The organism is Paenibacillus sp. J22R3 (assembly GCF_056269305.1).
In genome coordinates this window covers 103,471-116,124 of sequence record NZ_JBWDNS010000005.1, presented here as the reverse complement: position 1 = coordinate 116,124, position 12,654 = coordinate 103,471, and the positions used below count along the sequence as shown (strand labels likewise).

Below are 12,654 nucleotides of genomic sequence, written 5' to 3'. Positions count from 1 at the left end.
AGTAGGAGATGAAGCTCAAATGATACCCAAACAAATGTCGGAGCAGCCTTATGGCAGCAGAGTGGCGGAGCATGAGGGTAAAATCCAGCAGGATGCATGGTCGGAGGCAGCGCAGCAATCGCTGCAGCTCATGATGGCTAGAGTGAATAGCGTGCTGCTTGGCAAGAAAGAAGTTGTCACGCAGGTGTTCAGCGCATTGCTTGCAGGTGGGCATGTGCTGCTTGAGGATGTACCGGGAGTCGGCAAAACACTGCTCGTACGGGCCATAGCCCGCGTAATGGGAGGCGAGTTCCGCCGCATTCAGTTTACTTCAGATATGCAGCCTGCCGATGTGGTAGGCGGGATGATTTGGGATGGCAAACGAGGCGAGCTCGTATTCCGGCAGGGGCCGCTGATGGCCAATGTCGTGCTTGCGGACGAAATTAACCGGACGCCCCCGCGTACGCAGTCCGCGCTGCTTGAAGCGATGGAAGAGCGGAGCGTGTCGGCAGATGGGGAGACGAGACTGCTGCCGCAGCCTTTTATGCTGCTCGCGACGCAAAATCCGCTGCGTGACGACGGCACGTATCCACTGCCTGAAGCGCAGCTTGACCGGTTTATGATGCGGCTGTCGATCGGCTACCCGGCAGCGGAGGATGAGATTGCAATGCTGGAGGGAAAAACAGCGCAGCGCCTGCATCCGGAATCACTGCGTCCGGTCATCATACCGGAGGAATGGCTGCGGATGCAGCGGGATGCACTGTCCGTCCATGTGCATCCGGCGCTGATGGCTTATGCGGTTCACATTGTCAATGCGACCCGGACCTCGCAGGATCTGCTGCTTGGCGCAAGTCCGCGGGCAACGCTGGACTGGGTGCGAGCAGCTCAGGCAACCGCGTATATCGGAGGGCGGCGTTTTGTGGTGCCGGATGATTTGAAGCAAACGGCGGAGCATGTGCTGGCGCATCGACTGCTCGTGCGCGACGAAGCGCTGGTGCGCGGGAAAACAGCCGCCGCAGTGCTTGGGGCTATTATGTCTGCGCAGCCGATTCCGATTCCGTCCGGCGATGGCGGTCGTCGGCGATGAAACGGGCAGAGCAATCGGGGCCGGGGGAGACAGTGCAAGGGAGCGGGCTTGCGGGGCAGGGGCAAAGTTCGAAGGGACGAGGAGAGGCAGGATTGGCGGGGCAGGGGCAAAGAGAGGCGGGGCTTGCGAAGGCGGCGCCTGAAGTGTGGGGCGAAGGGTCGAGGCTGCGCAGTCGCTTTGTGGCGCGCGCAGTGTTGATTCTGCTGCTTGGTGCCAGCATGGCGGCGCTGCATGCGCGAGGGGGCGCAGTGGAGTGGCTGCTTGCTACGGTTACGGCGGCGGTGGCGTTTTGCTGCATTATTTTGCCGTATATGGCGGTAGGGAAAATTACTGTTGAGCGGTCGATAGCGGAAGCCGAAAGGCTGGTTGACGGCGGAGAAATGCAGGTCAAGCTAACGCTTCGGCTTAGCAGACCCGTGCCTTTCATGTGGCTGGGAATCAGCGAAGCCATCGTTCCTGCTACCGCGCAGTCCGGGAAGAGTCTGCAGGTGCAGGGTGCTTTTCTGCCTGGTTTTAAGCGTGTATTCCATATTCATTATTCGGTTCGCGGCTTGCGGCGTGGTGAGTCCAACTATAGCCCGCTGCAAGTATCTGCTGGGGATATGCTGGGCTTGACCGTTCGTAAATTTGAAGTGGCCTGTCCAGGCAGTCTGCTTGTTCATGCGATGGTGCCGGCTGGGGAAGCTTTTGCGGATTTGCCGGGTTTCCGGCCAAGTGCCAAGAGCAGTGAACGTCAGCCTATCGCGTCGCTCGGCGGCCAGATGATAACGGCGGCTGCGCGTGCAAGCCGAGGCGGAGCGGGTCCGGACGTGCGAAGCTATATCCCCGGCGATTCGCCTAGGCGAGTAGATTGGCGCGCGATGGCCAGGGGGCTTGGGATGCAGACGCGAATCAGCAATGCGGAAGAGGCGGGCCAGCTCATCGTGCTGCTGGATACGTCGAAAGCCGCCTATGGCGGTGACACGAGGCTCTTCGATGCCCATGTCGGGCGTGCTGTCCTTGTGATGAGGCAGGCGGTGAGGGAAGGCAAAAGCGTTGTTTTGCTAACCACGGAGGAACTAGAGCTTGTCGTGCGCGCGGGAGAGAGAAGTACTCAGTTAGCTGCGGAGGAGAAGCTTGCTCGCTTACAGTGGAAAACTTCCCCTCGGAAGCCGCTGTCGCAGTGTCTCTCTGATGTAGTGGCGGGAATGCCACGCGGCTCGGCGCTGATTTGTCTGACTGCGGGTACGAAAGGTGCCGGTGCTGTAGCGAGGGAATCAAGCGCCTCGGAAAATGTGTTCTACGGCGCTAAACTCGCAGGTGTGCGAGGCGTGAAGCTGGTACTGCTGTTATCTTTTGCAGAGACCGAGGCGGCTCCGGCGGAAGTGAACTGGCGAGCACGGCTTCAAGGCACGGACTGCAGCGTGAAGGCTTTGCCTGTACCGCTGTCCTACCGGAAACAAGTGCCGGTAATGGCGGAATTGAGTATGACTGCGAACGGGGAAGGAGGCGTCATGGATGTCAGCACAGCAAGCAGCTAACAGCGGCGGCAGTGGTGCGCAGCTATCGAAGCGGCAGCGAGAGCGGACGGGGCTGGATTTTTTTCAAATGGGATCGCGCCGGCTCGTAACGAGCTTGCTGCTGTTTGGGCTGATCGTGGAATGGCTTCTCCCGCTTGTACAGCTGAAGGAATATACGGAACTGTATCAGGTGGAGCCGCTGCTCGCGACTGTCGGTTTGTTTCTCGTTGTCGGCCTGTTTGTCCCTCCGACATGGTTATCCATTGTGCTCAATAGCGTGATTACGATTGGGACGGTCCTTATTCTCTTTCAGGGGCAGTATCCTTCGGTGCAGGATGCGCTGGTGGGGTTGGTGCATGCGTTTACGCATGATCTGAGCCAATTGCTTCATGGAAAAATAGTGCTGAGCGGAGAAATGCGAACGATGCTGCTTGTCAGCGGACTTGGGATGATGGCGCTGGCACTGCAGTCCTTAGTGTGGCTTAGGCAGTGGGGGCTGGGGCTTGCCGCGCTGACGGTCGTGTATTTGCTGATGCTTTATGGGTTCCTTGGTCTGCAGGTGTTTCCGAATCTGATGCGTGCGCTGGCGGAAGGGCTGCTGCTCGGTGCGCTGGTCACGGTGCCTCGTATGGAGAGATTAATCGGATTCAATCTGTTCGTCCGCACGAGGGATGATGGTAACAAGCAGATGGCAGGCTGGTCGCTCCCTTGGTGGAACGGGTCGGCGTGGATGGTCGTTCTCATACTGGCAATAGGCATTGGAGCTGTATGGAGCTTAGCCAGACAAACGCCGAACGAGCCGGCCCCATGGGCTGCGGAAGCTGTAGATTGGGGACAGCAGAAGCTGCTTGAGCATCAGAATGGAGGAGCGGGGCGTCACGATCAAGTTACTACTGCGGAGGAAGCGATGGCTGCTGCGGGATTCGGTGACTCGGGCATGACCGGCTATGGGATCGACGATCAGGTGCTGGGGAGTTCGTTAACGCAAAACCATGCGGTCTTATTCACCGTTGCTTCGAAAGAAGCGACCTACTTGCGCGCCGAAAGCAAATCCGACTATACCGGCAAAGGCTGGGTGCAAAATGTTCATGATTGGCTCACGCTGAATGTATCCACCTACGAAGCGGAGGAAGACGCGCGTCTGTTGGTGCAAACGATAACGGCCGTGCATCCGACAGCCGGCTGGCCGCTGCTGGCAGGCGGTGCGGAGGCGAGGATTACCGCTATCCGGATGCTGGACGGCGAAACGGCCGGTTATAGGCGCGATTCGGCGACAGGAGCGCTCTATCCGATTGACGAAAACGATCGGGTGGTCAGCTATACGGTGGCCGCGGAGCTGCCGGAGCTGGCACTGGATGAGCTGAGGAAGCTGTCGGCGAACGTGGAGCCGGTGGTTGGTGGAGCTGGGGATGGGACGGAAGCAGAGTCGGAGACAGGTACAGGGACAGGGACAGGGACAGGGGCAGGGACGGAGACAGGTACGGGGACAATGACGAGTTCGAGTGTTGCATCGGCGGGCGGGCGCGCTTTTGTTGAGACGGTTGCGCTTGAGGATGCTTATACGCAGTTGCCTAAGGAACTGCCTGCGCGGGTCGGGGAGCTGGCTTCGCAGATTGTCGCGGATGCCGGGAATCCTGCGAGCCGCTACGATCAAGTGGAGGCCATTGCGGCGTATTTGCGCAGCCGCTATGCGTACTCGCTGCAGTCGTCGGTTCCGGCTGAGGGAACCGACTTTGTCGATGATTTTTTGTTCCGCCAGCAGCAAGGGTACTGTGTGCATTTTGCGTCGGCGATGACGGTTATGCTGCGGACGCAAGGGATTCCTGCGCGTTACGTGAAGGGGTTTGCGCCGGGCGAGGCTGTCGAGAATAAAGCCGGCGGCGCAGCGGGACTGTACACCGTGCGTGCAAGTGATGCGCACGCTTGGGTGGAGGTGTTTTTCCCGGGCGTCGGCTGGCTGCCGTTTGAGCCGACGCCGGGTTTTGCGGCACCGGGCAGCGGTGCCGCCGGCGAAGCCCTGTTGCCTGCCGGAGCAGGCAATGGGGCGCAGCAAGGCGCTGCCGCAGGCGCCGATGGCGCAGCCGGGGCTGCGGCGGGCGGCGAAGCCGCAAGCACCGCCGCCGGCGCGCTGGCGGGGCGCTTGGCAGCGCAGCTGCAGGCGGCGGCGCAGCATGCCGCCGATGCCGCGCAGCGCGGGGCGCATGCCCTCGCGCAAGCGGCGCAAGGCGCCATGGCGGCGAAGCCGTGGGCCATGGCCGCGCTAGCCGCGAGCGCCGTCGGCGCAGCCGGGCTCGCCCTGGCGGCCGCGCGGCGGCGCAAGAGCGAACGCTTCGCGTTCGGAAGCGCGCTGCGCCGCTATGGCAGCGCGCTTCAAGCGGGCCGTCATACCGCGGCCCGCGGGCACTTCCTCCAGCTCGCGGATGCCTGCTGGCGCGAGCTATATAGCAGGTGCGGTGCGAAGCCGCTGCACCGCACCGCGCGCGAATTCGCGGCGGAGGCGCTGCCGGGCCTGCCGCCGGAAACCGCGAAGCTGGTCGCTGAATTCGTGCGCTGGGATGAAGCGGCGCGCTATGACGCGCATTGGCACAATCAGCCAACGCTTCAGCAAATGACCGTATTGGTCGCGGGCTTACAAGCGCGCCAAACCTAAAAAAGGCTGTTTCAAAACGTCCGCGAAATGCGACGGTTGAAACAGCCTTTTATTTATACTTTCACAAGGGACGCGATATGCTGATTCCCGCGAGAAAATGTTGCAGAATATGCAGGAAATCACTCTTCCCGCTGCTTCGAACAGTAATTTGTTGCTCAAACTGCAACATTGATAGGAGATAAGACTGCCAAACGGCATAATGAGCTGAAAATGCTGCAAATAATGCAACATTTAACTCAATTCAGGCTGTTTACCTCGGAAATGTTGCAGATTGCGCAACATTCTGATTCATCTAGCGCATATCCCTTGTACATCCTGGTACATCGCACCAAACTGCACAAGATGCATCTATTCGCTGCTTACCAGTTCTTAAGCAGAGCCGCGGCTTCCGCAGCACTGCGAGCGTTGGATTGGTTTTGAAATGTCTCTTTCTCCGATTGCGCTGGCTCGTTAGTCGAAGCGTTGCCATTGGCAAGCTCCTCGAAACCGTAGCTATACACGTTCTCAGCAGGGTTCAAAGATTCCGGCCCGCTTATAACGATCTCTTCCGGAGAGTCGACAGTAGGCTGAACTACGCTAACTTCTTCAACTTCTGAAGATTCAACCACCGCTTCCGCTTGAGCGACTACATCATCAACGCCGGCCTCAGTGCCGACCCCGTCTTGTTGTTCCACGCTCGCATAAACGCTATCCTCCACACGAATCTCGCTCACCTCGAAGCTCTCCGAACTTGCTGTATCATCCCCGAAGCTCCCCGCACGAGCCTCATCATCCCCTAAGCTCCCCGAACTAGCCTCATCGTCCCATGAACTCCCTACATCGACACTATCACTCTCGAAGCTGCCGGTATCCAGCACCAGATCCACCGCACTCACCATGTCCTCGTCCATCAGCTCGGAGTGCTCACTGACGAATTCCGATCCGGCAGCGGTTTCAGCGGCAACGTTACTGTCACTGACGTCGGCTTCCGACCAAATCACGCCGCTCAAAGCAGCACGCTCCGCCTCATTGATGCCTTTGTTGATCCGAATCACGACTTGATTAAACGCTTCTTTGTCTTTACTAGCATCTCGTTCAGCTCGGTCATTGCCTATACTCGCAACTCGTTCCGCTTGATCATTGCCAATACTCGCAACTCGTTCCGCTCTGTCATTGCCTCTACTAGCAGCTCGCTCAGTCTGATCTTCGCCTCTACCCGCCAGATCTGCCGACGACGCAGCGCCAGCGGCTGCACTAATCGGCTTGCCGCCTCCGCTGATACTACTGATAAAAGCTTTTCCGCTTTCCCGGAGCGGATCTCCTGCTTTACCTTCAGCTTCGCTGCCTTCGTTACCGACTGTCGTCTCATCGGTTTCACTTGGTTTCTCAATTGCACGGTAACTGATCTTCTTCGGAGCGGCCCATACAACAGCACCGTCTTCACCAACCACCATATCTCTGCGGTCATATCCACTGCGGCGCTCTACACCCGTGTAGCTGCCGCTGTTTCCGCTTCGTCGTTCAATTCCGGTTCTGCGATCAGCAGGGTTGACTGCAGGTTCGTCCTGGTCCATTGTACTTTTCCCCTGGAAAAGACCACCGTCTTCAATCATCAACGTAGCTGCAGTCATGTCGCCATATAACTTACCTGTGGAGGTGATGGTCAATTTCCCTAAAATATGCACATTACCGGTGACTTGTCCGGCAAGAGTGACATTGCGAGCCGTGATATTCGATACGGCAAAACCGCTTTCTCCGACGACGACATCGCCGTCACAGGAAATATCTCCGCGCAGCTGACCTTCCAAACGGACTCCGCCCGCAGAGCGGATCGTGCCTTCAACAATCGTACCTTCCCCGATGAACGTATCGGTCAGCTTGGCGCTAATCTTGTCTCTTTTCCAATTGAACATCAGTTGGTATCCCCTTTATCCCCATTTTTAAATATGGTTTTGGATCGACAGACACCCCATACTTCATCACTTCAAAATGAAGATGAGGACCTGTGCTGCGGCCTGTTGAACCGAGCAAACCAATAAGATCGCCTTGCTCGATGCGGTCCCCTTTTTGCGTCAGTACCTTGTACAAATGCATATATTTAGTAGCAATGCCGTTCTTGTGAGAGACGACAATGTAATTCCCGCGTTCAGACATATATCCGGTTTCTTGTACGTAGCCATCTGCCGCCGCGAAGACGGAATCGCCTGTTTTGCCGGCAATGTCCATGCCTTTATGTACCCCGGGGTGGTTCGTGAAAGGATCAATTCGGACCCCGAACAAAGAGGTAATGCGCTCCGATTCCGTTGGCCAATAAGTAGGCGTTAGTCGAAGGACTTGCTTCTTTTTTTGCACCTCTTTAGAGGTAGAGGTCAGTCTGTTCTTCAATTCATTGATTTCGCCGCCGATAGAAGTATAGAACGATTTGGTCTGATCTACGAGCTCCCGGATATCCGCATCGGTTGCGTCCAACTGCTCGCCTCCAACGCCGTCTCCGTCCGTTTCCTTAGCCGACTTGGAAGTAGAGAGTCCGACGAGCGATTTCATATCGGATTCCAGCTTGTTCAGTTCTTCCATTCGGGCATCTACGGCATCGGCCTGCTGGGCCAGTTGAACCAGATCGGTTTGCAGCTTAGTAATAAGCGCCTCTTTGTCTGCCAGCTGAACTTGATGGGCCTCGGAGTCCGAAGCGATCTGAAGATGAAGCCGTTCCAGCTGACGGTTGTTGCGTTCATGAAGCAGGTATAACGTTGATGCTATTACGATCAACAAGGAGATAAGGATCGGAATCACCAGTAATAGGGCGGCAGAAACCCGAAACCGCAGCGCTGGCTTGCTGCCGTCTGGTAAGACAAGAAAGGTGAAATGGGTGTTGCGTGGGAAAAGTTTCATGCTTACCTCCTACGTTTTGTGTTTGAGCTTACGTTTCTATGTGTCCATAGTCATGGCAAAAAACATACATACCGAACTATTTCGGCAGATTGAACCAGAAAACTTAGACGTAGCGAAAAAAGAATAACAAAAAAGGATTTTGTCGCCATATAGCGAATTGAAACTCCTTAACAGCGGAATTAGGCTATGACAACGAACGGAGGCACTCTTGTGATCAAAATTGCAGGTATTGACGTAGGAAACGATAGTGTGAAGCTGGTGATTGATGGTGCATCGGAGCCGATTGTAGTCCCAAGTATTCTCTCCCCGGGCTATGAGCGTCATATTTTTCAAGATGAGGATTCACCGCTTAAAGCACTAGACGTACGTGTATACAGTCCTAAATTAAAGAAAAACAACCAACGCTACTTCGTAGGCTTGCTGGCGATGGAAGATCAAGATATTTCGGAGCTCGAAGAGACCGATAACAAAGCGACCAGCGATCAAGCGTTGATCGTGGCGCTGACGGCACTTGCTTATGCTGGGCTGACCAGTCAAACCTATGAGCCGGTAGAGGGACAAACGACGCAAGCGGTAGAGTATATCGTGGGAACGGGTTTGCCGGTACGTACCTATGCAGGTTTTCACAAAACGTTCGAGGAACGCCTGGTAGGCGAGCATGAGGTTACCTTCCTTTCCACGCCGAAGCTGCGCGGCCGCTCGATTCGCGTCATTATCAAACGTGCGGTTGTTTCCATTGAAGGCGCAGCAGCGCTGTTCCACATGGCCACACACGACAACCTGACAGTGAAGAACGAAGAGCTGTACTACGGCTGCATCGGTATTTGTGAAATGGGTGCGCTCACGACGGATTTCCCGGTCATTAAACGAATGAGTATCGATAACCAGTTCAGCACAGGCGAGCAATTCGGCCTTGCGACTTATTTGGACAATATCATTCGTGACGTCGAAGATCAGTTCGGTCACCGCTTCCCGAGCCGCACGAAGCTGATTCAACGCATCAAGAACCGTGACTACATCATCCATCGGATTGGTGAAGGTCAGGCGGATATTCGTCCGATCGTGGACAACTACTTTAGCCGTGCTGCGAATAAAGTACTTGATCTGATTCTGAAGCGTTGGAAGAAGAACCCTGACATCCAGTGCTTCTATATGCTGGGCGGCGGAGCTTCCGCACTCCGCGAGTACATCAACGAGGCGGCTGGCTCCGTTCGAATTCGTTTCGTGAACGACAGCGAATTCCAGAACGTCTACGGCTACCTGAAGCTGGCCAAGAACAAAACGAACCAATCCATCGCGGCCACAACAGCAGTTGCAGCCACAAGCGAGCAAGAATAGAACGATCGTATGAAGAGAGTCGGGCTGCCTGTAGAAGGCGGTTCGACTTTTTTAGTTGGCTGGGGCGGATGTAGCTCACCCAGAGGTCTACATCCGCCGAAAACGCGGGAATTCGCAGAAAGCAGCTCTCCCAGAGATCTTATGACCTCCCTCAAAGTCGCTCCCCGATGTCTAACGGTTGCCAGAGCGCCTAATCGCCCAATTATCGGCATCCGATAATTGTAACGGTTGCCAGGGAGGGTATTTTGCGATTTAGGTGTGGTTTTGGGCCGTAAAAGGGTAGATAAGCCCTCTGACAACCGTTAGCCTAAATTCAAAGCCAAATAACACCAAATAAGCGTCGTGGCAACCGTTAGAACATCGCCCCTTTGCCCTGGCAGGGGGATTGTATCTACCGCCTCCCATGGGAGCATCAACTCCCCATAAATTGCACTCAGATCCCGTCGCCAAAGACGCTTTCACTCATTCATCTCAAGTTCCACCTGCCGGACGGCCAGCTGTTCTCCACATCCTTATCGTATTGCCTCCATTCGCCTTGACTGTCACTTACCGCCTATATATAATTGACACAATGATTTGAGGGAGGCTTTAAAAAAGTGGACAAGCCAAATGAAATGATCGTCGTCCTCGATTTCGGCGGACAGTACAACCAGTTAATTGCAAGACGTATTCGGGATTTGGGTGTATACAGCGAAATGCTGCCATACAATACTTCGGTGGAACGGATCCGCGAGCTGCAGCCGAAAGGCATCGTGTTCTCGGGAGGACCCGCAAGTGTGTATGAAGAGAAATCTCCGCTTGTAGACCCTGCGATTTATGATCTGGGATTGCCAATCTTCGGTATTTGCTACGGCATGCAGCTGATTGCGCACCAACTTGACGGTAAAGTTGAGCGTGCAGGCAAACGCGAATACGGCAAAGCTGACGTAGAGTTCATCGCGGGCAGCGAGCTTGTGAAGGATCTCGACAGCAAACAAACCGTATGGATGAGCCACGGCGACCATGTTGTGGAATTGCCTGCAGGCTTCCGCGTTGATGCGAGCACGGACCATGCGCCGATCGCGGCGATGAGTAATCCGGATCGCAAAGTATTCGCGGTTCAATTCCATCCGGAAGTACGTCACTCCGTACAAGGGAACGAAATGATTCGCAACTTCCTCTATAACGTGTGCGGCTGCGAAGGCAACTGGAGCATGACTACGTTTATTGATGACACGATCCGCGATATCCGTGCACAAGTGGGCAATGGCAAAGTGCTGTGCGCTCTGTCCGGCGGCGTAGATTCCTCTGTTGTAGCGATTTTGCTGCACAAAGCAATCGGCGACCAGCTGACTTGTATGTTTATCGATCACGGCTTGCTGCGTAAAGACGAAGCAGAAGGCGTTATGGAAACGTTCGTAGGCAAGTTCGATATGAAGGTTGTCAAAATCGATGCCAAAGAGCGCTTCATGGGCAAGCTGAAAGGCGTCGACGATCCCGAGCAGAAGCGCAAAATCATCGGCAACGAGTTCATCTACGTGTTCCAAGAGGAATCCGCGAAATTCGACGATTTCGAATTCTTGGCCCAGGGCACGCTTTACACCGATATCGTGGAGAGCGGTACGGCTACTGCACAAACCATCAAGTCGCATCACAATGTCGGCGGCTTGCCGGAAGATATTAAATTCAAGCTCGTTGAACCGCTTAAGACGTTGTTCAAGGATGAGGTTCGTAAAGTCGGCGAAGAATGCGGTCTGCCTGAAGCGATCGTATGGCGTCAACCGTTCCCAGGCCCGGGTCTTGCCATCCGCGTGCTTGGCGAAGTAACCGAAGAAAAGCTGAAGATCGTTCGCGATTCCGATGCGATTCTGCGTGATGAGATTGCCAAAGCAGGTCTTGACCGCGAAATTTGGCAGTATTTCACGGCATTGCCGAACATGAAGAGCGTTGGCGTAATGGGCGATGCGCGTACGTATTCGTACACGGTCGGCATCCGCGCCGTTACTTCCATCGACGGAATGACTGCAGACTGGGCGCGTATTCCATGGGACGTTCTCGAGAAAATCTCGGTACGTATCGTTAACGAAGTGGATAACGTTAACCGTATCGTTTACGATGTAACGTCGAAACCGCCTGCTACAATTGAGTGGGAATAGGTTGGATAATTATTGCTGCCTTCAATTGCTCGGAAGCCTTGCTACATAAGGGTTTACGGCATTGACGGCATTGAGATTCCACGTACACCTGCTACAATAGAGTGCATACAATTACTCTCTTTTATTTGCGTTATTTAGCAAATTGAAGGGAGTATTTTTTATGACCGCAATATCACTTGAACCCCTTTTCAGCATAAAACAGGCATACACAAAAAGAGAGATGGAAACAACCCCATCCCTCATCCCATCTTTTTAGATTTGTTTGTCAGGAACCCCCTTTTTGGAGGTCTACTCTATTGGATTAATTAATTTGTAACATCAACAAGCGTTGTGTCAATGCTGTTGATTTCGTCAGCTGACAGTGGATTGTCGCCATTGGTTTGAGCGCCAACTGCATCAGATGCATTGCCAGCATCTTGTACAGCTTGGTTGGCGTTGTTTAGCTCTGTGTTCAATCGCTCAATCTCAGTCGCCTGTTCATTTGGGCTGGCGTTGTTAAGCTCTGTCTTCAATCGCTCAATCTCAGTCGCCTGTTCAGCATTCTTTGCTTGCAGTTCTGCTTTTTCATCATTAAGCCATCCGATTTGTTCATTAAGATTCATAATCGTGTTACCTAATTGTCCAATCTGACTCTGCAACTGCTCAACTAAACGACTATACCCACGTTGATTCACTCTGAGTTGTTGGTTTTCTAGATCTAATTTATCGAGTTGTTTTTGAAGATCGATAACTTGAGCCTGAAGCTGGCTGACTTGTCCAGCAAGTTGAGCTCTGTCAGACTGCGAAGCCGCCAATTCAGTTTTAAGATGTTGAATAATTTCGTTTGCAGCCGCAATGCGTGAGTTTGCGTTTGCCTTTACATCGTTGATCTTAGCAAGCAACTTGGACTCATTTGCTTCGTAAGTATTTACCTTGTTGCCAAGACCGGTTAACTGGTTGGTGATGGTAGCAAGCGTTGCACTTCCAGTGAATGTTAATCCTACTGTTGCTGCATATGCGCTACCTGCAATCATAGTAAGTGCAATTGCCCCAGTTGCTACTGCGATTACTACTTTCTTGTTTCTTTGCTTTTTGTTCGTTAATCTCATGGAACTTTGA

The 12,654-nt window shown here is 54.3% G+C and carries 8 protein-coding genes; 5 read left to right on the top strand and 3 right to left on the bottom strand.

All coding sequences use genetic code 11. The features are described 5' to 3' along the window. Positions 1-19 precede the first annotated feature (19 nt). From AC0YN4_RS21740 to AC0YN4_RS21730, 3 genes are read left to right on the top strand one after another with little or no spacing between them, the layout of a single operon-like run. Positions 20-1,066 (top strand): AAA family ATPase, encoded by a 1,047-nt coding sequence (locus AC0YN4_RS21740; protein ID WP_475836772.1) that lies wholly within the window; start codon positions 20-22, stop codon positions 1,064-1,066. Then, complete coding sequence (locus AC0YN4_RS21735) at positions 1,063-2,586, top strand: DUF58 domain-containing protein (RefSeq protein WP_475836771.1); 1,524 nt, start codon at positions 1,063-1,065, stop codon at positions 2,584-2,586. Before AC0YN4_RS21740 ends, AC0YN4_RS21735 begins: the two co-directional genes overlap by 4 nt. Continuing rightward, positions 2,564-5,215, top strand: coding sequence for a transglutaminase-like domain-containing protein (locus AC0YN4_RS21730; RefSeq protein ID WP_475836770.1), 2,652 nt, complete (start codon positions 2,564-2,566; stop codon positions 5,213-5,215). The genes AC0YN4_RS21735 and AC0YN4_RS21730 overlap by 23 nt, the downstream gene beginning before the upstream one ends. Positions 5,216-5,574: 359 nt before the next feature. Here the strand turns inward: AC0YN4_RS21730 and AC0YN4_RS21725 are convergent, their stop codons facing one another. Together AC0YN4_RS21725 and AC0YN4_RS21720 are read right to left on the bottom strand one after the other, a co-directional pair. Then, positions 5,575-7,107, bottom strand: a complete 1,533-nt coding sequence (locus AC0YN4_RS21725) for a bactofilin family protein (RefSeq protein ID WP_475836769.1) — start codon at positions 7,105-7,107, stop codon at positions 5,575-5,577. Beyond that, positions 7,079-8,083: a M23 family metallopeptidase gene (locus AC0YN4_RS21720; protein WP_475782565.1), complete on the bottom strand. Its 1,005-nt coding sequence runs from the start codon at positions 8,081-8,083 to the stop codon at positions 7,079-7,081. Before AC0YN4_RS21720 ends, AC0YN4_RS21725 begins: the two co-directional genes overlap by 29 nt. Before the next feature lie 210 nt (positions 8,084-8,293). Here AC0YN4_RS21720 and AC0YN4_RS21715 point away from each other — a divergent pair, with 210 nt between their 5' ends. Next, a complete protein-coding gene (locus tag AC0YN4_RS21715; RefSeq protein ID WP_475782564.1) occupies positions 8,294-9,421 on the top strand; it encodes a ParM/StbA family protein in 1,128 nt (375 codons plus the stop codon). 596 nt (positions 9,422-10,017) lie between these two features. After that, positions 10,018-11,556 (top strand): glutamine-hydrolyzing GMP synthase, encoded by a 1,539-nt coding sequence (gene guaA, locus AC0YN4_RS21710; protein ID WP_475782563.1) that lies wholly within the window; start codon positions 10,018-10,020, stop codon positions 11,554-11,556. A 305-nt stretch (positions 11,557-11,861) separates the two neighbouring features. Here guaA and AC0YN4_RS21705 read toward each other — a convergent pair whose 3' ends face one another. Next, entirely contained in the window at positions 11,862-12,644 is a 783-nt protein-coding gene (locus AC0YN4_RS21705) for a hypothetical protein (RefSeq protein WP_475782562.1), read from the bottom strand. Between the last annotated feature and the right edge of the window lie 10 nt (positions 12,645-12,654).

Excerpts from the sequence above, each read along its gene's own strand:
- AC0YN4_RS21720 (WP_475782565.1), bottom strand. The coding sequence starts at position 8,083 with ATGAAACTTTTCCCACGCAACACCCATTTCACCTTTCTTGTCTTACCA.
- AC0YN4_RS21740 (WP_475836772.1), top strand. The coding sequence starts at position 20 with ATGATACCCAAACAAATGTCGGAGCAGCCTTATGGCAGCAGAGTGGCG.
- AC0YN4_RS21735 (WP_475836771.1), top strand. The coding sequence starts at position 1,063 with ATGAAACGGGCAGAGCAATCGGGGCCGGGGGAGACAGTGCAAGGGAGC.
- AC0YN4_RS21705 (WP_475782562.1), bottom strand. The coding sequence starts at position 12,644 with ATGAGATTAACGAACAAAAAGCAAAGAAACAAGAAAGTAGTAATCGCA.
- AC0YN4_RS21730 (WP_475836770.1), top strand. The coding sequence starts at position 2,564 with ATGTCAGCACAGCAAGCAGCTAACAGCGGCGGCAGTGGTGCGCAGCTA.
- AC0YN4_RS21725 (WP_475836769.1), bottom strand. The coding sequence starts at position 7,107 with ATGTTCAATTGGAAAAGAGACAAGATTAGCGCCAAGCTGACCGATACG.